This window comes from Nocardia sp. NPDC006044 (assembly GCF_042871115.1).
Lineage (GTDB): Bacteria > Actinomycetota > Actinomycetes > Mycobacteriales > Mycobacteriaceae > Nocardia.
Genome location: NZ_JBIAID010000001.1, coordinates 850,295 through 868,689, shown reverse-complemented (window position 1 = coordinate 868,689; position 18,395 = coordinate 850,295). Strand labels below are relative to the sequence as shown.

Here is an 18,395-nt window from a genome sequence, read left to right as displayed (position 1 = left end):
ACGGCACCTCCGATCACCAAGAACCTCGCCACCGTACCGCGATGAGCGGATCCAGTCCCAGCAAAAGGTCGTCGGCCCTCGCCGGAGACTCCTTCGCCGCCAGCTCGTCGCGCCGCGACCACATCGGTGCCAACCGCTGCCTGCCCCGTTTCCATTCCGCGACCCAGCTGTCGGCCAGCCGGATCACCATCGGTACGACGCCGCCATCGGCCTGTACCGCACTGTTTTCCATCATCTTCCAACTCCTCGTTGTCACTGTTCAGAGCCTATGAACGAGGAGGTAGCAAGGTCACCATGATTCGGCTCAGGCCGAAACACCGAGCAATCCATACCCATCGGCGAGCGGCCGGCAGGCCCGCTGACCACCGCAACGACACGCGATTGCCGCCGGTCGGTTGCCGAAGTCGGCGGGCAGCGCGGGCCATAGTGGAGTGATGGGCAACAAGAGGACGGTCGCGGCGGTGTTCGAACCGCTGGCGGAGGCCGCACTCGGAGCGCATCTGGCCGTGCGGTTCGAGTTCTGGGACGGCAGCACCATCGAACCCGAGGGACCATGCGCGGGGACCATCCGCATCCGCTCCAAGGACGCTCTGCGCCATATGGTCTGGGCGCCAGGCGAACTCGGGATCGGCCGGGCGTTCGTCTCCGGCGCGGTGGACCTGGACGGCGACATCTTCAGCATTCTCCGATCGCTGGCGACGACAGCGCCCAGCGACGCGAAACTTGGCCTCGACGCGGCACGCAAGGCCATCCTCGCGGCCAGGGAACTCGGCGCGCTCGGGCAGCGGCCCGCGCCGCCGCCGGAGGAGGCGCGGCCGCGACGCGGACCGCTGCACACCAAGCGCCGGGACGCGGCGGCGATCAGTCATCACTACGACGTGGGAAACGACTTCTATCGGCTGGTGCTCGGGCCGAGCATGACGTACTCCTGCGCGCGGTTCGTCGCCGAGCAGGACGACGGGCAGGCCGGCCCGAACGCGACCGTGTCCCTGGCGGACGCACAGCGGGCCAAGCACGATCTGATCTGCCGCAAGCTCGACCTGCGCCCCGGGATGCGCCTGCTCGACGTCGGCTGTGGCTGGGGATCCATGGCCATCCACGCGGCCGCGACCTACGGCGTGCAGGTGGTCGGCGTGACGATCAGCAACGCGCAGATCGAACTGGCGCGCGAGCGGGTCGCCGCGGCGGGGCTGTCCGATAACGTCGAGATCAGGCTGTCCGACTATCGCGACCTGCGCGGCGAGCAGTTCGACGCCATCTCCTCGATCGGCATGTTCGAGCACGTCGGCACCAAGCGGGCCGCGGCGTACTTCGAGACCCTGCGCGCGCTGCTGCGCCCCGAGGGCCGGCTACTCAACCACGCGATCTCCTCCGCGGGCGGGTCCGTGATGGGCGCTCGCTCGTTCGTCGGCCGCTACGTCTTCCCGGACGGCGAACTGGTCGACGTCGGCGAGGTCGTGCTGGCGATGCAGCGGGCCGGCTTCGAGGTGCGCGATGTCGAGGCGCTGCGCGAGCACTACGCGCTGACCTTGCGCGCGTGGGTCGCGAATCTCGAAAGTGCTTGGGCCGAAGCGGTTTCGCTAACGAGCGAAGGGCGGGCCCGGGTCTGGCGACTATATATGGCCGCCTCGGCCCTGGGCTTCGAGGACGGTGGGCTCGGACTGCATCAGGTGCTCGGCGTGGTGCCGGACGCACAGGGGCACACCGGAATGCCGGGAACCCGGCGCGCATGGCTATGAGCGCCGGGCCGGCCGAATTCAGGACCGGCTGCGCACCGGTTCGCCGCGGTACCTGGACTTCCCGCCGTCGATCCGCAGCAGCCGCCAGGTCAGCTTCGCCACCGGGTTCATCAGCCCGATGTCGGCGGCGAGCATGCGCGCCTCACCGAAGAAGTCGCGGCGACGCGCACGCGCTTCGGCGCTGCGCCAGAACAACTCCCGGCGAATCCCGAGCGGAATGTCGAACTCGCGGAACAGCGAGCGCGGCGGTTTCACGATCAGGTCACAGGCGATGAACATGATGATCGGATAGGCCAGCGACAACGTGCCGCGCTGCACGAACCCCAGCTTCGGCACCCGCTGCCGCAGGTACTCGTGCGCGAAGGCGATGTGGCGCGCCTCCTCGGCGATGTGGATCCGCATCACGTCGCGCATGATCGGGTGCACGTTCTCGCCCGCGCGCAACACCGACTTCTGCACGTGATCGATCGGCTCCTCGCCCGCGAGCACGGCGACGAAGAAGGTGGTCGGGAAGAACCGGCCGAGCAGCGGCACCAGCGGGCCGACTGCCTTCATGAACCGGCTCATGCCGGGCACGTCCAGGCCGATCCGGTTCACCATCTCCTGGAACATCAGGGTGTGGTTGACCTCTTCGGCGACCTCGTGATTGAGGTAGCGGAACTCACCGGATCCGTTCGGCACCACGGCGAACAGATAGTTCATCACGCCGCCGATCAGCACTTCTTCGAATTGCAGGCCGACCTTCGCGACGTTGGCCTGCCGCCACATGCCGATCTCGATCCGGCGCGCTTCGGACTGCGCCAGATACCAGGGATGCGCGCCGAGCGGATCGCTGTCCGCGGGCAGGATCCAGCGCGGATCGTTCGGCACCACCGCCCATTCCGGCGCGTCCCAGTCGATTTCGGTGTAGGGGTCGAAGTGTTTGTTCACCGACCCTTCGGAGAGCGTCGTCAGGATGCCCGCGTACGCGCTCTGCGCCGCGGTCCGAGACGGCGCCGTTGCCGACTTTGTAGCCATGACGTCTACCTCATATCCAGTCGAGGTTAATGTGACACATGTTTACAGTAACAGTCTGTCTCACTCAGATCTAGACCTCGGCGCGGAACAGATCCGATAGCTCGGCTGTTGCCTGAACAGGGGCCGAGACGAGACTGAGGATGAACGTGCGGGTCGAGATTTGGACCGATATCAACTGTCCGTTCTGCTACCTGGGCAAGGAGCGGTTCGGGCAGGCGCTGGCGGAGTTCGCACACGGTGACGAGGTCGAGGTGGTGCATCGGTCCTTCGAGCTGGATCCGAGCCTGGCCGCCGACGAGTCCGGGCCGGTGATCACGAAGATCGCGCAGAAGTACGGGATCAGCGAGGCGCAGGCCGCCGCCAACGAGCGCGGCATCGGGGCGCAGGCGGCCGAGCTCGGGCTGCCGTATGTGACCGAGGGGCGCGACTACGGCAGCTCCTTCGACATGCACCGGCTGCTGCACTTCGCGTTGGCGCAGGGCAAGCAGGAGGAGCTGCTGGACGCGCTCTATCGCGGGAACTTCGCGGAGCAGGAGTCGCTGTTCGGCGATCGGGAGCGGTTGGTCCGGCTCGCGGCCGGCGCGGGACTCGACGAGTCGAGCGTGCGCGCGGTGCTCGGCGATCCCGAGGCCTACGCCGACGCGGTGCGCGCCGACGAGCGGGAAGCGGCGCAGCTCGGAGCGACCGGCGTTCCGTTCTTCGTGATCGACCGCAAGTACGGTGTCTCCGGCGCGCAGCCGGTCGCGGTATTCGCCCAGGCGCTCGACCAAGCATGGGGCGAGCGACCGGTTATACCGACGGTCGGCGGCGCGGACGCGTGCGGCCCGGACGGATGCGAGCTGCCGGCTCGCGATTGACCTACCGAACAAGCGAATCGGCCCATGATCGGTAGCTACCGATCATGGGCCGATTCGTGGTCCGGCTAGGCGCAGTTACTCGGGGCGGGCTTGCCGCTGTAGCGACCGTCGAGCCAGTTCAGCATCGAGGGAAAGCCGACGACGGCGGTGGTCAGGTGATCCGGCGAGGGGAAGAGTTCGGATTCGACCCGCACGCCAGCACGGCAATACCGGTTGACCGTGTTCGTGATCGCGTCCAGCGGGATCAGATTGTCCTGCGGGGAATGCCATTCGAAGATCGGCACATCGGGCACACCGTCGTACAGCTCGACGCTGTTCTCGTCGGCCACCTCCCAGGCCTTCGGATCGTGCGCCATCACATTGTCTTTCGCGTAGTCGTCGAAGGCGTGCCCGGCGCCCCGCGCGATCAGGTCATTGGTGCAGCTGTTGGCGATGTCCCTGGCGGCAGCGAGCCCGCGCTGGCTCAGCGCATCGGTGATCGGCAGCCGGTCCGGATATTCCCGCTCCAAGCCGAGCACGGCGGCGAAGGCGAGGCCGAACGCCGGGTGCTGGTTGTGCCCGATGGCCCAGCCCATCGTCTGCAGGTTCATCGGGACACCGCCCTCGGCGGCGCCGACGAGGTTCACCTCCGGCGCGTACTTCGGCGCGAGTGCGGCGGCCCAGGCGGTCGCCATGCCGCCACCGGAATAGCCGGCCAGCGCGACCGGGCTCTTGCCGAGACCGAGCCGCGAAAGTCGCTGTGCGGCACGGACGCCGTCGAGGGTGATCTTGCCGCCCAATTTCGCCGCGCCGTACGCGCTGTTCGGGCCGAGGTGATCGGGCAGGGCGACCGACCAGCCGCGCAGCAGCGCGATGTTCAGCGCCGGCGCGAACGGGACGATGAAGTTCGTGTCGTTCGCGTAGAGCCCATGCGAGATCGCGCACTGGGTGCCGAGCCCGTTGATGATGTGCTGAAACGACAGCAGCGGCGCGTCGGCGCGGTGACCGTTCGGGGTCAGCACGGTGGTGGTCGCCGCGATCGGCTGGCCCTGGGAGTTGGTCGAGCGGAACTTGATCAGGGTGACCGAGGCGTTGGGGAAGTAGAACAGCGGCGGCATCGGACGGCTGTCCAGCACGTCACCGTTGGCCTTGCTGCCGATGTCGGCCGGCGCGGCGTAGAACGGGTCCGGGTCCGGGTTCGGCCAGATCGGCTGGGCGTTCGCGGTGGCCGCGCCCGAGGCGACCAGGACCGCGCTGACCGTCAGCGCGCCGAACGCCGCGAGGATCGGTCTCAGTTTCGTGCCACCGGTTGCCAACCGAAAAAGTCGTCTACCCACTGGGCTATACCTCCACTGCATCGCGAGAATTTCAGGTGATCCGGTGAACTGCATTTCACGTGCGCGAAACGACAATAGTCATCGATACGCCATTTGTCGTGGGCGTGCCGGTGCGAAAGTGTCGCAGATTACATGCCGGGCTGGATACGAATTAGAAGCTGGGCTTACAGTGCCGCGCCGGCAATGGCGAGCGCCGCCCATCCAAGCTGCCGTCTGGGTCAAAAATCTTGCTGGCCAGGCCGTTTCAGTGCCGTCCAGTGCCGAGGAAGGCCTGCCCACCATGGTGCCGATATGATTCCGTGGACACTTTTCAGTTCGGCCTTGAATTGCTTTTCAGTTCTACTTAAAAGCACTTCCATGGATTACCTATGATTATCCTGACGTAGCGCACTCCCGAGTCGACTATCCCGTTGCCGTCGTCCGGACAGCGTAATGGCGAGGGCCGGAACGGTCTATCCGAGAATCATCCGACGCGAAGAATTCACGCGCCACTAACGAGACGCTCCGGCGGAATTCACTGCGCGTGGGTCACGGCGCGGCGGTCCGCCGCCGGACCCGCGCTCTGCGGCGGCGCGCCACGGGACGGGAATAATGAACGCCCATCCCACGATTGCACCCGAGCATGACCAGCGCTGAGTTGTTGATCGATGCCTTCGGCCGCGTACAGGAGAACGTGCACGGCGCCGTGGCCGGCCTCACCCGCGACGAACTGGCCGTCCAGCTGGACCCGGGCGCCAACTCCATCGCCTGGCTGATCTGGCATCTGACCCGGGTGCAAGACGACCACGTCGCCGACGTCGCGGGCACCGAACAGGTGTGGACCGCGGCAGGCTGGGCCGAGCGGTTCGGCCTGCCGTTCGACGACACCGCCACCGGTTACGGCGACAACCCGGACGAGGTCGCGCGACTGGGTGAGGTGTCGGCGGATCTGCTCCTCGGTTACTACGACGCGGTGCACGAGCAGACGATCGAGTACGTTTCCGGCCTCACCGACGCCGATCTCCCCCGCGTCGTCGACACCCGATGGGATCCGCCGGTCACCCTCGCCGTCCGGCTGATCAGCGTCGTCGACGACGACATCCAGCACTCCGGCCAGGCCGCCTTCATTCGCGGAGTTCTGTTGCGCCGCAGGTAAACCCACCGCCCTGCGCCGGTTCTGGCAGCGCTGCGCCCGGCCTAGCGAGAGGCCGGCGGCCAGTTCTTCAGGACGGCGTCGAGGGCGTCCAGGGTTCTGCGCCAGGAGTCCTCGACGTTGCGCGGGTGCGTGTCGTATCTGCCGGTATTTTCCAGCGTGACATAGCCGTAGAAGGTGCCGTGCAGGAGGCGGATCGCGTCGGTCTGGTCGGGCTCGGCGAGGTCGTAGCCGCGCAGAATGGCCCGGGTCATCTCCGAGTGCCGCATCGCCGCACTGGCCGCCGCGGTGGCGGGGTCGAGGTCCAGTTGGGCGGCGGCGTAGCGGCCGGGGTGCTGCCTGGCGTAGTCGCGGTAGGCGTTGGCGAAGGCCACCAGGGCGTCCTTGCCCGCACGTCCGGCCAGCGCGTCGGCAACCTTGTCGGCCAGTTCGGCCAGGGCTAGCACCGCGATTTTCACCCGCAGGTCGCGAGCGTTTTCCAGGCGGGAGTAGAGGCTCGCGTCCTTGACGCCGATCCGGCGAGCCAGCGCCGAGACGGTCACGTTGTCGAAGCCGATGTCGTCGGCCAGTTCCGCTGCCGCCTGGATCAAGCTCTCGTCGGTCATCCTCGCGCGCGCCATGTCGCCCTCCTTCGTTCCTGCCACGTTAACTCATTTGCCTAATAGTCCTAGGTAAATTAGCGTAGATACTTGTTAAATAAGCCAGTAGCTACGACCGAGGGGAGACCTCCACCATGAATGCGTCGGTTTCCCAGGCCGCGCGCCCGACCGAGTTCGGTCGGATCTTCCCGCCGGACGAGGCCTGGCTCGCGGGACAGCCGCGCGAGCAGATCCTGCTGCCCGAGCTACCGATCATCGATCCGCACCACCACCTCTGGTACCACCCCGGATTCCGTTATCTCCTAGAGGAATTCGAGGCGGACACGGGCAGCGGGCACAACGTGATCGCGACCGTGCACGCCGAGGCGATGTCGGCCTATCGCACCGATGGGCCGACGGAGTTGCGACCGGTCGGCGAGACCGAGTTCGTGGCGAATTTGGCCGCGGTCGGCGATGCGGCGGGCGGCCGGACCCGGGTGGCGGCCGGGATCATCGGACGGGCCGACTTCGGCCTCGGCGCCGCGATCGTCGACAACGTCATCGAGCACCATATCGCCGCCGGTCAGGGACGCTTTCGCGGACTACGGTTCGGGGCGAGCTGGGACGCGAGCCCGCAGCTCGCGCTCAGCCATCCGGACAACCGTCCGCACATGCTCGCCGAACCGGCCATCCGCGACTGCGTGCGCGTCGTCGCCGACCGCGACCTGAGCCTCGACCTGTGGATCCTGGCCCCGCAACTCGCCGACGCCGCCGAGTTGGCCGACGCGCTCCCCGAGTCGCGGCTGGTGCTCAACCACTGCGGTGCGCCGCTCGGCTTCGGACCGTACGCCACCGACCGGGCCGCGCACTTCGCGACCTGGGCGCGGGGCATCCGCGAAGTGGCGCAGCGGCCGAACGTCGTCTGCAAGCTCGGCGGCATCCTGGCCACCGCCGCCGCCTTCGACTATCGGACCGCACCGGCCCCGCCGAACTCGGAAGAGCTTGCCGCCCTGTGGCTTCCCTGGTTCGAAACCTGCGTCGACGCGTTCGGACCGCAGCGATGCATGTTCGAGAGCAACTTTCCGGTGGACAAAATGGGCACCGGGTACGCGACGCTGTGGAACACCTTCAAGCGGCTCGTCGCCGGCGCCTCCGAAACCGACCTGGCCTCGATGTTTTCGGAAACTGCCCGCCGAACGTATCGGCTGTGACTTTGCGACCTCCAAGGAAAACCCCATGACGAACTGGATCACCACCCCCATCGGATTACCCATCCTGCGCGGCGCGCTCGAACTCGAGCACACCGCGAACGGCGTACTGCCGCACCGGCTTCCGGCCTGGGCCCGGGCGCAATACCCCGACGACTACCTGGCGATGGTCGAGGCCCAGCCGGCCGGGGTGCGCGTGGTATTCCGCACCAGCGCAACCGCCGTCGAGCTGGATGTGCTGCCGACGCGGACCGTGTACCGAGGCGCCCCGGCGCCGGCGGACGGTGTCTACGAGCTACGCGTCGACGGCAGACCCGTCGGTCGAGGCAGCGTGCCCGGCGGCACCCGGTACCTCATCGACATGGCCACGCAGTCGACGGTCGTCGAGCAAGGAGCGGTCGGCACCGTCCGGTTCGCCGGTCTGCCCGCCGAACCGAAGGATGTCGAGATCTGGCTGCCACACACGGAAATCACTGAACTGGTGGCCCTGCGCACGGACGCGCCGGTCGAGGTGACACCGGACCGCGGCCGCAAAACGTGGCTGCACCACGGCAGTTCGATCAGCCACGGCTCCAACGCCGAGGTACCGACCCAGACGTGGCCCGCGCTGGCCGCCACCCTGGCCGGGGTGGAGCTGATCAACCTGAGCCTGCGGGGCAACAGCATGCTCGATCCGTTCGTCGCGCGCACCATTCGCGACACCCCGGCGGATCTGATCAGCTTGAAGCTCGGCATCAACGTGGTCAACGCCGACGTGATGCGGATGCGTGCGTTCGTCCCGGCGGTGCACGGGTTCCTCGACCTCATCCGGGACGGGCACCCGACCACGCCGCTGCTGGTCGTCTCCCCGATCCTCTGCCCGGTCCACGAGGACACCCCCGGCCCGGGCGCCCTCGAATTCGACGGCACGAGAGTAAGTTTCCGCGCCACGGGCGACCCGGCCGACCGTGCCACGGGACGACTCACGCTCAACACGATCCGCGATGAACTCGCGCGGATCGTCAAGCAGCGCGCCGCCGAGGACGACAATCTGCACTACCTCGACGGCCGCTCGCTCTACGGCGAAGCGGACTTCGTGGAGCTGCCACTGCCCGACCAGCTCCACCCCGACCCCGCCGCCCAACGACGGATCGGAGAACGCTTCGCCGACTTGGCCTTCGGCGACGCCGGTCCGTTCAACGCATGACCACCTCGCCCCCGCTGCCGTCGGTAGCAGGGGCGAGGACTATCTCGGATCAGTCCAAATGTGTTGCAGCACTTAATCAAATTAAGTTGCGGTGATGTTCGTTGCGGGACGGTGACAAAGACAACAGGATGGCTACCGAGGTGTGTTGTCGCGGTCATGTCCCGGACAGACAGTGGGTCTGGACTTGGTCGGAGAAAGGGGTCCGGTTATGCGCCACAAGCCCGTTGCCTGGATGACCGCCGCGGCGATTCTCGGCGGAGTTCTGGCCTCGCCCAACGCTTCCGGTGAACCACCGGGTTCGCCCGCCCGGCATCCCGTCTCGTATCTGTTCAGCGATGCGGTGGCGGCCGAGGCGGATCATCCCGGCGCGCCACCGACCGGAGCCAACGACTGGTCGTGCAAACCTACCGCGCCGCATCCGAATCCGATCGTGCTGGTGCACGGCGGCCCCGAGACCGTGCGGCTGGACTGGGGTGCGCTCGCGCCATTGCTGGCCAACAACGGGTACTGCGTGTACGCGCTGACCTACGGTTCGCTGCCCGGCATGCCCGCACCGCTCGGCGCGCTCGGCGGCCTGTTGCCGATCGAGCAGAGCGCACAGCAGTTGCGCGACTTCATCATCAAGGTGCGGGCGGCCACCGGGGCACAGAACGTCGACATCGTCGCGCACTCGGAAGGCAGCCTGGTCACCGACTATTACGCCAAGTTCCTCGGTGGCGCGAACAAGATCGACCGCTTCATCTCGATCGGCCCGGGATGGCAGGGCACCAGCTCGCTCGGGTTCGGGGCGCTGTTCACCGCGCTGGCCGCCAGGTTGCGGCTCATGCCCGCACTGGGCGCCGTCCTGGATCCGGTCTGCGCCGCCTGCTTGCAGATTCAGGCCGGCTCGGAGTTCCTGCGCAAGCTGTCCGCCGGCGGCCCGACGGTTCCCGGCGTCACCTACACCAACATCGTCACCAGTCACGACGAGTTCGTGGTGCCGTACTCCAGCGGAATCGTGCAGGGGCAGAACATCACCAACCACGTCGTGCAGGACTACTGTCCCGGCGATCTGACCGACCATCTGCTGCTGCCCTACGACAAGGTGGTGGCTCAGCTCGTGCTCAACGCGCTGGACCCGACCGGCGCCGAGCACCCGACCTGCACGAGCACCCCGCCGAACAGCTGAACCCGCACGACAAGGTCCGCCGGCGTCGGCCGGCGGACATAAAGGTGCCGCCGAACTCCTCGTCGAGTTCGGCGGCACCGCTCGTGGGGAGTGCTACCAGCGACCCTTGCCCGCGAACTGCCCGAGGATCTCGTCGAAGCTCTTGCTCCACGCAGCCCACGCCGCATCGCCGTCGTTGTTCGACGGTGTATCGGAGCTGTCACCCCAGGGATTCCAGGAGTCGCCCGTATTCGCGGAATCGTCGGCACCCCACGAATCCCAGGGATTCCAGCCCGAATCCCAGGGATTGTCTCCATTGTCCGAATTGTCATCGGAACCGTCGCCCCACGGATCCCACGGCGAATTGTCGCCATTGTCCGAAGAGTCGTCGCCGCCTGGATTCCAGGGATTCCACGGATCCCATGGCGAACCGCCGGGCTTGCCGGGCTTGTTATCCCCGCCCGGCTTTTCTCCACCCGGCTTTTCCCCGCCGGGCTTCTCGCCACCGGGCTTACCGCCGGGCTCCGCGGGCTTCTCGTCGTTCTGCCTATTGGACGTGCCGAAGTCCTGCGTCCAGTACGGCGTGCCGTTCCGAGCCTTCGCGTAGCCGACGCCGATGTCCTTCAACTGGCAGTTCAGGATGTTCGCGCGGTGGCCGGCGCTGTTCATCCAGGCGTTGACCACCTCCTCCGCGTCGCGCTGACCGGCGGCGATATTCTCCGCCCAGGTCTGCGCCCGATATCCGGCGGCGCTGATCCGGTCGCCCGGATCGCCCTTCGACGAGTTGTGATCCATGAAGTTGCCGGCGGCCATATCTTCCGAATGGCCTTGCGCGGCTTGGGTAAGGTGGCTTTCCGCTTTCAGCGGTGCACAGCCCGCTTTGGCGCGCTCGGCGTTGGTGAGGCTGACCACCGTGTCGGCCGGAGATTGAGATTGGGGAGCGGCCAGCGCCGCCGGGGCCCCAGTGACGGCGGACAGGGCAATAGCCGAGACGCCGATAGCAGTGGAAAAAGACAGCATTGTAGCGGGAGAGAAACGCACTATTTCCTTCGAGAGTTGTCGAACTTATAGAAAAGCCACCGGCGGTATCAGCCGACCGGGGTCGGACCGAGCGCCAGTGGTTGCCAATCCGCGTCGGCGTCGGGGACGGCGGCCGCGGGGTCTTCGGTGACGGCGAGGTCGTCGTCGGTGGTGTCATCGTTGTAGATGTCGGCGGCAGCGATGTTGTCGGTGTCGTCGATGTCGGTGTCGTCGCTGTCGGTGTCATCGATATCGACCGCGGGATCGCCGGTGTCGATGTCGTCGCTGTCGTCCTCGGTGATGTCGGCAGCGGGCGCGGGCGCCGCGTGCCTGCCCTTCGGTGCCGGGCTCGGAGCCGGCGTCGGGCTCGGCTGGTTGTTGTTGGTGATCAGCTGGATCAAACCCTTCGCCAGCACCGGGCCGACCTGCTTCACCAGGTCCTCCAGCACCGCGCGCAGCGGTGGGGGCAGCGCCGCGCTGCCGGTGGCGAGCGTGTCCACGAGCGCGGCCAGCGGTGCCGTGTTCCCGCCCGGCTTACCGGTGCCACCCGGATTCGCGGTGCGCGGCTTGGCATTTCCACTCGGCGCCACGGCCGGACGATCGGCTCGGTGCACGGGCAGTTCGGCAGGCGCGGCCGCGAAACCGTCCGGCCGCGCCTGCTGATAGGACACGGGCGCCACCGAGACCACCGCGCGTTTCGGCGGCGCGACCCACACGCCGTCACCCGAGGTCGAGTTCGCGTCGTCGGCGATGGCCTGCCCCACGCCGCCGTTGGCCGAGACCGCCAGGCCGATCAGCGTCGCCGTCGAGAGCATCGCCAATCGCGCGGGGACGACGTTGTTTCGCGGCGCGCTGTGCTTCCCCATGAGTGCCTTCCTTCGAAATGATCGATCGCTGGCGAAGCCGACAGCCCTCCGCTGGGTACGACCTGATTCGAACTGCCGGTCGGGAGCCGTTTTCGACCGCCGCTCTGCGGTCAAGTACGCGGTCCTGCGGGCTGTCGGCTTCCAAAGTGGAGCGTAGAACTCGAGAGTGTGACGAACAAGCAGAACGGACATTCTTACAGCGAATCAAGATGCGATTAACTGATGTCCGATTTACCCATCACGACCAGATCACATCCACCACCTCCACAGATCACCACCCGATCACGGCACGGACACGAAGCACTCCGTTCAGTCCTTCCGGATGAAACAGGCCGAATGCCTATCGAAGGCTTCTCGAATGGCGCGGAGCGGTAGTTGTTAGCCCAACTGAACTCATGTGAGATTTGCCTTGAATCAGCACCTAGCCAAGGCCATTTGTGGTCAAAATGGGTGCGTGACGTGCATCCTGCGACGGCGAAGGAAGGTCATGCGCCCTCACTTGGCGAGCAATCGTTCTCCAATGACATCCCCAGGTAGGGGCTTCGCCGAGTTATTCAGTTGAAGGAACAAGGTGATCTGAGTAACAGGAAGGTTTAGCTTGGCGTAACGTTTGACGTAACAGTCATCGCAGTAGATACTGCTTGCACACAAGTCGGCGTAACACCCCGAAGGCGGTCATTCAGACTCTCGCCACAATTCGCGGATGAACGCACAGTTAACGAAAGAATGTGATGTGTTTGCCGGTCCATGTCGACCGGCAGGTGCCATGACTCGGTGACGGAATGCTCACTTAATTTTCAGTGTGGACCGAAGGTGCTGCGGATGAGCCGACGGCTCGATACAAAGGTTGCCGATGTCTGATTACCCCTTGCTAACTTCAAATACGATCACGCTGCGACAGTTCGATTACTTTGTCAACGCGGTACAACTCGGCTCGCTGTCCGCGGCCGCGCGGCGGTTCGGAATTACTCCGTCCGCGATGTCGCAACAGATCGACGCGCTGGAGACCTCGCTCGGCCGGAAGGTGTTCGATCCACGCTCGCGCAGGTCGAGACTCACCAAGTTCGGCCGCGAGTTCTTCGCCCAGGCCTCGGATGTGGTCGAGTCCGCCCGGCAGGCGATGGCCATGGGGCAGACCTTCGGCGACGGTGTGATGACCGTCGGCACCACGCCGACCATCGCGCAGAAGCTGCTGCCGCCGCTCATCTACCGGATGCGCCACGAACGCAATATCGACAGCATCGAGGTCCGGGCGTTCACCGACCTCCGCGAGCTCAACGCGACCCTGGAAGAGGGCGCGCTCGATCTCGCCGTCGGCCCGCTCGAGCAGTCCGGCTCGCGGGTCGTGCACTGCTTCGGCGAGGAAGAACTCGTGGTCGTCTGCCACCCCAGCCAGCGCAGCAGCTTCGACGGCTCATGGAAGCAGCTCGTCGAGGCGCCCTGGATCCGGTGTGGCTCGAATTCCGATCTCACCGATACGGTTTCGCGCGAGGCCGGCCGGGCGGGCGTGCACGTCCGGTTCGCCGTCCGCGCCCCCGACGTGACCACCGCGCTGAGCCTGGTGGAACACGGCGTCGGCGTCGCGCTGGTGCCGAAGATGGCGCTGCACGGGTCGGCCCGGCTGCTGTCCATCATTCGGCTGTCCCGTCCGATTCGCCGGGAACTGACCGTGCACGCGCGGGACAAGTCGATGCACGTGGAGAAGTTCCTCGAGGTCATCACCGACTCCGAACTCGTCCGGAAGTTCGGCGCCGCCGGGCTGCTGGAGGTCCGGCGGCCGGAACCCGAAGTCGCGCACCGCACCCCGGTACCGGTCGGCCCACTCCCCTCGTAACCCTCAGCGCGACAACAGAACTCCCCCGGCGGTCGCTGTTCATGCGCGGCGACCACGCAAACAGATCAGGCCCCGCCGTAGCGGGGCCTGATCAATGCCAAACGGTATTACTTGGGGGCGGGAGCCGGGTTGAACGGCTGGTTGATCGTGGTGAAGTACTGGATCGCCGCCGCGATCGCGACCGGCGCGGTGATGAAGATCTGGCCGGCCACCGTGCCGAGCGCGCCCATGGCGGCCGCGCCGCCCAGGCAGCCGGCGATGATGCCGCCGACGAACGGACCGAACAGGCCGACGATGGTGCCGCCGACGATCACGCCGCCGAGCGCGCCACCCAGGACACAGCCGACCGCCGCGCCGCCGAGGCCACCGACCAGGGTGGCGATCGAGGCGCCGAGGCTGATCGTGCCGGTCATCCGGGACCACGCGGCCTGCTCACGGTCGTACTCGGTCTTCCACGGCGCTTTGTCCTCGAACGGCAGGGCGACCGGCTTGTACGTGGCCTTGGCCATGTCGAGCTGCGGGGTCAGGGTCGCGGTGCGGCCCGCGACGTCGGCCGCGATCGGGAACTCGAACTCGTCGATGCGGAACTTCAGCGGGGTGCCGGCCACGACATTGCCGTTGGCCGCCTTGATCTTCAGCGCGTCGCCCTCGACGACGATCGAGCCCGCGTCGATGGAGACGATCGCCTGGGAGTCGGTGGACTCGGCGGTGAAATTGATCGGCGCGTCAGCGTCCGCGGCCGGAGCCGCGTTGACGGCGCCTGCCGAGACGCCGAGCGCTGCGATCAGCAGCGTTGCCGTCGCGGCAAAGTTCCTCATCAACATTCTGGATCCTTCTTAGGTGTGGTCGGGATGCGGTGAGCTTAGGGTAGGCACTCCTAAACCTGTCAAGGGGTACGTTTTACCCCTAACGCCCCCCGGACTGCATGCGCTATCGCCCCGGGTGCCAAAGGAAGGCAACGGGCTACGCGATTTACCGCCGCTCGGGCGGCCGGGGCACTCGCCGTGGCTACCTCTCCGCCCGGTCAGTGGGCACAAGGACGTCGAGCCAGGCGCTCAGCACCGGCTCGGCCGCCAAGGTCGCGAAGTCCGCCTCGTCCACTCCGGCGGAACGCCACTTCTCCACCAGTGACATCAGTCGCACCGAGTCCAGGCCCGCGTCCGTGAGATCCCCGTCGACCGGCACCGCGTCCGGTGCCACACCCAGCGCGGCCGCGATATCGGCGATCACGTCCTGGCGGCCGAGGGTAACCGGCTCGCTCATGATTTCCTCCGTGTAGTTCAGCAAGCCGGATCAGGCCGCATTCGATTGCCGCAGCGCGAATTCCAGCGCGTCGGTGGTCGTCACCGCGCCACAGCGGCGGGCGACGTAGTTCATCGCCATCAGGTGTTCGTCGCGACCGAAGTCGGCGGTCGCGTCCAGCACCACGAACGGCTTGATGTCGTTCATGAACGCGTCCGCGGCGCTGAGCATGCAGCCCATGTGCGCGTACACACCGGTGACGACGAGTTGGTCGCGGTTGTAGTGGTTCAGCAACTCGCGCAGGTCGGTCCGCTGGAACGCCGAGTAGCGCCACTTGGTCACCTGGATGTCAGCCGGGCCGGGCGTCAGGTCGCCGACCACCTCGGTGGCCGGGCCGGTGGTCAGTCCGCTACCCCAGAAATCCGCGAGAATGCCACGGCGCGAAGGGTGCTGATCGCCGGGCTGCATGGTGTAGATGACCGGAACGCCGGCCGCGTTGCACCGTTCGCGCAGCCGCCGGATGTTCGCGATGACCGTCGAGATCGGCTCCTGGTCCAGGTCATACGCGTCGATGAAGTACCGCTGCATGTCGTGGATCAGCAGCGCCGAACGCGACGGGTCCAGCGTCCACGGCACCTGATTCGCGACGATGTCGTCGCGATCCGGTATCGAATACGGTGCTATCGGCGGGATAGCCAACAGTCTTCTCCTGTTCAGTGATGTCGGACAGTGTCAGGCGTCGAACGTGGCGCCGCCATCGACCCGCAGGTCGTGCATGGTGATGTGGCGAGCACGCGGGGAAGTCAGGAAGTAGATGCTTTCGGCGACGTCCTCGGGCTGGGCCACCCGGCGCAGCGGGATGCCGAGGCGGAAGTTCGCGGGGTCGCCGGCCAGCACGTGATCGCGGGCGGCCGCGGACAATTCGGCCGCGTCCTCGGCCCACATGCCGCGCAACATCGGTGTATCGGTGGAGCCGGGGGACACCGTGTTCACCCGGACGCCGGCGGCGGCCACCTCCAGTCCGAGCGCCATCGCGAACGCGCGGGCCGCGGCCTTGGACGCACCGTAGGCGGCCATGCCGACCCGCGGGGTGCCCGCCGCGTTCGAGGTGACGACCACGATCGAGCCGCCACCGTTCGCGGCGAGCACGGCGGCGGCGCGCCGGGTGACGTTCATCGTCCCGGTGGCGTTCACCGCCAGGCACCGATCCCATTGCGCGCCGGTCAATTCCGCCACCGAACCGGTTTCCAGGATGCCCGCCGCGTGCACGACGGACCCGATCGGACCTATCCGCTCGGCGGCCGCGGCGAACGCCTTGTCCACCGCGTCGGCGTCGGTCACGTCGACCTGCCGCGCCTGGGTGACGCTCTCGCCCCGGTCCGAACCGATCTCGGCCGCGGTGTCGTGCACCGCGGGGTCCTGATCCCACAGCAGCACCGGCGCCGCCGATCTGGCCGCGAAGATCTGCGCCGCGGCGCGACCGATACCGCGGGCGGCACCGGTGACGATCACACCGCCCTCGACTTTACTGTCCCTAGGCATATGCTTAGCCTAACCTTAATTCTTGATAGAAGTAAATCAACGACGTTTCGGCTAGAAGGAGTTCCAGTGCCGTCTCAATCCGACCTAACCCCATGGCCCACAACGGAAGTCGAGCAATACCGCGCGTTGGGGTACTGGACCGGCGAGACCTTCGGCAGCATGCTCAGCGCCCGCGCCGCGGCGACGCCGGACGCGATCGCCGTGGTAGACGACCGTGACCGGTGGACCTACGCGCAACTGGAGACGCGCGCCACAGCACTGGCGGCCGGGTTCCTGAACCTCGGTGTGCGGCCGGGCGATCGGGTGCTGGTCCAGCTGCCCAATATCGCCGAGTTCGTCGAGGTGATCTTCGGGCTCTTCTACGCGGGCGCACTGCCGGTCTTCTGCCTGCCCGCGCACCGCCAGTCCGAGCTGATCCCGATCGCGCAGGCCAGCGGCGCGGTGGCGATGGTCACCTGCCATCACCACCAGAAGTTCAACCACGCAACGCTTTCCGCGATCCTGCGGGACAACTCCGCCGCGCTGCGGCACCTGATCATCGTCCCGGACCAGCAGGGCGCCGCGCTGCCCGGCGGCACGCACGCGCTCGACGACCTGCGCGCCGAACCCCGCGAGCTGCCGCGGGTGAACGCCGCCGACGTCGCGTTCCTGCAACTGTCCGGCGGCAGCACCGGGACGCCGAAGCTCATCCCGCGCACGCACGACGACTACCTCTACAGCGTGCGCCGCAGCGCCGAGCTGTGCGAACTCGACAGCAGCAGCGTCTACCTCGCGGCGTTGCCGGTGGCACACAACTTCCCGATGAGTTCGCCGGGCATTCTGGGCGCGCTGGTTGCGGGCGGCACCGTGGCGATGGCCATCGATCCCTCCCCCACCACCGCGTTCAGCGCGATCGAGCGGTTCGGCGTCACCATCACCGGACTGGTCCCGCCGCTGGCCCGGCTGTGGGTCGAACGCGCGGAAGCCAGCACCAAATACGACATTTCGAGCCTGCGGGTGCTGCTCGTCGGCGGCGCGCGCTGCCCGGACGAGCTGGCCCGCCGCATCCGCCCCGCGCTCGGCGCGACGCTGCAGCAGGTGTTCGGCATGGCCGAGGGGCTGGTCTGCTACACCCGGCTCGACGATCCGGAAGAGGTGGTGCTGGCCACCCAGGGGCGGCCGATGTCCCCGCACGATCAGGTCGCGGTGGTGGACGAGCAGGGCAACCACGTCCCGCCCGGCACCGACGGCCTGCTGATCACCAAGGGGCCGTACACAATTCGCGGGTATTACCGCAACCCCGAGGCCAACGCGTCCTCGTTCACCGCGGACGGCTGGTACCGCACCGGCGACGTGGTGAACCTGCGCCCGGACGGCAACCTGGTGGTCAAGGGCAGGCTCGGCGACCGGGTCAACCGCGGCGGCGAGAAGATCTCCGCCGAGGAGATCGAGGCACACCTGCTGGACCACCCGCTGATTCGCGACGCGATCGTCGTCTCGGTGCCGGACGAGCGGCTCGGCGAGCGCAGCTGCGTCTTCGTGCTGGCCGCCGACCCGGCCACCCCGCCCGCGCTCGGTCAGATCCGTCAGTTCGTCCGCGAGCGCGGCGTGGCCACCTGGAAGATCCCCGACCTACTCCAGGTCGTGGACAGCTTCCCGGAAACCAGCGTCGGCAAGATCAGCCGCCGCTCCCTCCGCGCCGCCCTCACCGCCCAAGCCTCCGCCACCTGAC

At 67.1% G+C, this 18,395-nt stretch carries 18 protein-coding genes; 8 read left to right on the top strand and 10 right to left on the bottom strand.

Annotated features, from left to right (window positions below; genetic code table 11):
• Positions 1-13: 13 nt before the first annotated feature.
• Positions 14-235: a hypothetical protein gene (locus ACFYO1_RS03995; RefSeq protein ID WP_387226936.1), complete on the bottom strand. Its 222-nt coding sequence runs from the start codon at positions 233-235 to the stop codon at positions 14-16.
• 199 nt (positions 236-434) lie between these two features.
• Here ACFYO1_RS03995 and ACFYO1_RS03990 point away from each other — a divergent pair, with 199 nt between their 5' ends.
• Positions 435-1,739 carry a class I SAM-dependent methyltransferase gene (locus tag ACFYO1_RS03990; RefSeq protein ID WP_387226934.1) on the top strand — a complete coding sequence of 435 codons (1,305 nt, stop codon included), beginning with the start codon at positions 435-437 and terminating at the stop codon, positions 1,737-1,739.
• 18 nt (positions 1,740-1,757) lie between these two features.
• Here the strand turns inward: ACFYO1_RS03990 and ACFYO1_RS03985 are convergent, their stop codons facing one another.
• Positions 1,758-2,756, bottom strand: a complete 999-nt coding sequence (locus tag ACFYO1_RS03985; RefSeq protein ID WP_387226932.1) for a diiron oxygenase — start codon at positions 2,754-2,756, stop codon at positions 1,758-1,760.
• Positions 2,757-2,896: 140 nt separating this feature from the next.
• Here ACFYO1_RS03985 and ACFYO1_RS03980 point away from each other — a divergent pair, with 140 nt between their 5' ends.
• Positions 2,897-3,613, top strand: a complete 717-nt coding sequence (locus ACFYO1_RS03980) for a DsbA family oxidoreductase (RefSeq protein ID WP_387226931.1) — start codon at positions 2,897-2,899, stop codon at positions 3,611-3,613.
• A 65-nt stretch (positions 3,614-3,678) separates the two neighbouring features.
• On the opposite strand, the gene ACFYO1_RS03975 is transcribed toward ACFYO1_RS03980, so the two are convergent.
• Complete coding sequence (locus tag ACFYO1_RS03975; RefSeq protein WP_387226930.1) at positions 3,679-4,950, bottom strand: lipase family protein; 1,272 nt, start codon at positions 4,948-4,950, stop codon at positions 3,679-3,681.
• A gap of 601 nt (positions 4,951-5,551) precedes the next feature.
• Between ACFYO1_RS03975 and ACFYO1_RS03970 the strand changes: the two genes are divergently transcribed.
• Complete coding sequence (locus tag ACFYO1_RS03970) at positions 5,552-6,064, top strand: DUF664 domain-containing protein (protein WP_387226928.1); 513 nt, start codon at positions 5,552-5,554, stop codon at positions 6,062-6,064.
• Between the two features lie 41 nt (positions 6,065-6,105).
• On the opposite strand, the gene ACFYO1_RS03965 is transcribed toward ACFYO1_RS03970, so the two are convergent.
• Positions 6,106-6,681 carry a TetR/AcrR family transcriptional regulator gene (locus ACFYO1_RS03965; RefSeq protein WP_387226926.1) on the bottom strand — a complete coding sequence of 192 codons (576 nt, stop codon included), beginning with the start codon at positions 6,679-6,681 and terminating at the stop codon, positions 6,106-6,108.
• Positions 6,682-6,794: 113 nt separating this feature from the next.
• On the opposite strand from ACFYO1_RS03965, the gene ACFYO1_RS03960 reads away from it, so the two are divergent.
• From ACFYO1_RS03960 to ACFYO1_RS03950, 3 genes are all read left to right on the top strand, one after another.
• The gene (locus ACFYO1_RS03960; protein WP_387226924.1) at positions 6,795-7,850 is read left to right on the top strand and encodes an amidohydrolase family protein; all 1,056 of its coding nucleotides are present in this window, start codon (positions 6,795-6,797) and stop codon (positions 7,848-7,850) included.
• 25 nt (positions 7,851-7,875) lie between these two features.
• Entirely contained in the window at positions 7,876-9,033 is a 1,158-nt protein-coding gene (locus ACFYO1_RS03955; protein WP_387226922.1) for a GDSL-type esterase/lipase family protein, read from the top strand.
• 208 nt (positions 9,034-9,241) lie between these two features.
• Positions 9,242-10,201, top strand: coding sequence for a lipase family alpha/beta hydrolase (locus tag ACFYO1_RS03950; RefSeq protein ID WP_387226921.1), 960 nt, complete (start codon positions 9,242-9,244; stop codon positions 10,199-10,201).
• 93 nt (positions 10,202-10,294) lie between these two features.
• Here ACFYO1_RS03950 and ACFYO1_RS03945 read toward each other — a convergent pair whose 3' ends face one another.
• Both ACFYO1_RS03945 and ACFYO1_RS03940 read right to left on the bottom strand, forming a co-directional pair.
• Entirely contained in the window at positions 10,295-11,200 is a 906-nt protein-coding gene (locus ACFYO1_RS03945; protein WP_387226919.1) for a CAP domain-containing protein, read from the bottom strand.
• Between the two features lie 68 nt (positions 11,201-11,268).
• Complete coding sequence (locus ACFYO1_RS03940; RefSeq protein WP_387226917.1) at positions 11,269-12,066, bottom strand: hypothetical protein; 798 nt, start codon at positions 12,064-12,066, stop codon at positions 11,269-11,271.
• An 853-nt stretch (positions 12,067-12,919) separates the two neighbouring features.
• On the opposite strand from ACFYO1_RS03940, the gene ACFYO1_RS03935 reads away from it, so the two are divergent.
• A complete protein-coding gene (locus ACFYO1_RS03935) occupies positions 12,920-13,900 on the top strand; it encodes a LysR family transcriptional regulator (RefSeq protein WP_387226915.1) in 981 nt (326 codons plus the stop codon).
• A gap of 107 nt (positions 13,901-14,007) precedes the next feature.
• On the opposite strand, the gene ACFYO1_RS03930 is transcribed toward ACFYO1_RS03935, so the two are convergent.
• The 4 genes from ACFYO1_RS03930 to ACFYO1_RS03915 all read right to left on the bottom strand — a co-directional run bounded on the left by ACFYO1_RS03930 (position 14,008) and on the right by ACFYO1_RS03915 (position 16,684).
• Positions 14,008-14,724 carry a hypothetical protein gene (locus ACFYO1_RS03930; RefSeq protein WP_387226913.1) on the bottom strand — a complete coding sequence of 239 codons (717 nt, stop codon included), beginning with the start codon at positions 14,722-14,724 and terminating at the stop codon, positions 14,008-14,010.
• 184 nt (positions 14,725-14,908) lie between these two features.
• Positions 14,909-15,163 (bottom strand): phosphopantetheine-binding protein, encoded by a 255-nt coding sequence (locus ACFYO1_RS03925; RefSeq protein WP_387226911.1) that lies wholly within the window; start codon positions 15,161-15,163, stop codon positions 14,909-14,911.
• 30 nt (positions 15,164-15,193) lie between these two features.
• A complete protein-coding gene (locus ACFYO1_RS03920) occupies positions 15,194-15,841 on the bottom strand; it encodes an isochorismatase family protein (protein ID WP_387226909.1) in 648 nt (215 codons plus the stop codon).
• A gap of 33 nt (positions 15,842-15,874) precedes the next feature.
• Complete coding sequence (locus ACFYO1_RS03915; RefSeq protein ID WP_387226907.1) at positions 15,875-16,684, bottom strand: SDR family oxidoreductase; 810 nt, start codon at positions 16,682-16,684, stop codon at positions 15,875-15,877.
• A gap of 159 nt (positions 16,685-16,843) precedes the next feature.
• Between ACFYO1_RS03915 and ACFYO1_RS03910 the strand changes: the two genes are divergently transcribed.
• Positions 16,844-18,394, top strand: coding sequence for a (2,3-dihydroxybenzoyl)adenylate synthase (locus ACFYO1_RS03910; RefSeq protein ID WP_387231668.1), 1,551 nt, complete (start codon positions 16,844-16,846; stop codon positions 18,392-18,394).
• The last annotated feature ends 1 nt before the right edge of the window (position 18,395 follow it).

Coding starts and splice junctions, on each gene's coding strand:
- ACFYO1_RS03935 (WP_387226915.1), top strand. CDS start 12,920: ATGTCTGATTACCCCTTGCTAACTTCAAATACGATCACGCTGCGACAG.
- ACFYO1_RS03910 (WP_387231668.1), top strand. CDS start 16,844: ATGCTCAGCGCCCGCGCCGCGGCGACGCCGGACGCGATCGCCGTGGTA.
- ACFYO1_RS03945 (WP_387226919.1), bottom strand. CDS start 11,200: ATGCTGTCTTTTTCCACTGCTATCGGCGTCTCGGCTATTGCCCTGTCC.
- ACFYO1_RS03995 (WP_387226936.1), bottom strand. CDS start 235: ATGATGGAAAACAGTGCGGTACAGGCCGATGGCGGCGTCGTACCGATG.
- ACFYO1_RS03960 (WP_387226924.1), top strand. CDS start 6,795: ATGAATGCGTCGGTTTCCCAGGCCGCGCGCCCGACCGAGTTCGGTCGG.
- ACFYO1_RS03955 (WP_387226922.1), top strand. CDS start 7,876: ATGACGAACTGGATCACCACCCCCATCGGATTACCCATCCTGCGCGGC.
- ACFYO1_RS03915 (WP_387226907.1), bottom strand. CDS start 16,684: ATGCCTAGGGACAGTAAAGTCGAGGGCGGTGTGATCGTCACCGGTGCC.
- ACFYO1_RS03990 (WP_387226934.1), top strand. CDS start 435: ATGGGCAACAAGAGGACGGTCGCGGCGGTGTTCGAACCGCTGGCGGAG.
- ACFYO1_RS03965 (WP_387226926.1), bottom strand. CDS start 6,681: ATGGCGCGCGCGAGGATGACCGACGAGAGCTTGATCCAGGCGGCAGCG.
- ACFYO1_RS03930 (WP_387226913.1), bottom strand. CDS start 14,724: ATGTTGATGAGGAACTTTGCCGCGACGGCAACGCTGCTGATCGCAGCG.
- ACFYO1_RS03975 (WP_387226930.1), bottom strand. CDS start 4,950: ATGCAGTGGAGGTATAGCCCAGTGGGTAGACGACTTTTTCGGTTGGCA.
- ACFYO1_RS03950 (WP_387226921.1), top strand. CDS start 9,242: ATGCGCCACAAGCCCGTTGCCTGGATGACCGCCGCGGCGATTCTCGGC.
- ACFYO1_RS03925 (WP_387226911.1), bottom strand. CDS start 15,163: ATGAGCGAGCCGGTTACCCTCGGCCGCCAGGACGTGATCGCCGATATC.
- ACFYO1_RS03940 (WP_387226917.1), bottom strand. CDS start 12,066: ATGGGGAAGCACAGCGCGCCGCGAAACAACGTCGTCCCCGCGCGATTG.
- ACFYO1_RS03970 (WP_387226928.1), top strand. CDS start 5,552: ATGACCAGCGCTGAGTTGTTGATCGATGCCTTCGGCCGCGTACAGGAG.
- ACFYO1_RS03980 (WP_387226931.1), top strand. CDS start 2,897: ATGAACGTGCGGGTCGAGATTTGGACCGATATCAACTGTCCGTTCTGC.
- ACFYO1_RS03985 (WP_387226932.1), bottom strand. CDS start 2,756: ATGGCTACAAAGTCGGCAACGGCGCCGTCTCGGACCGCGGCGCAGAGC.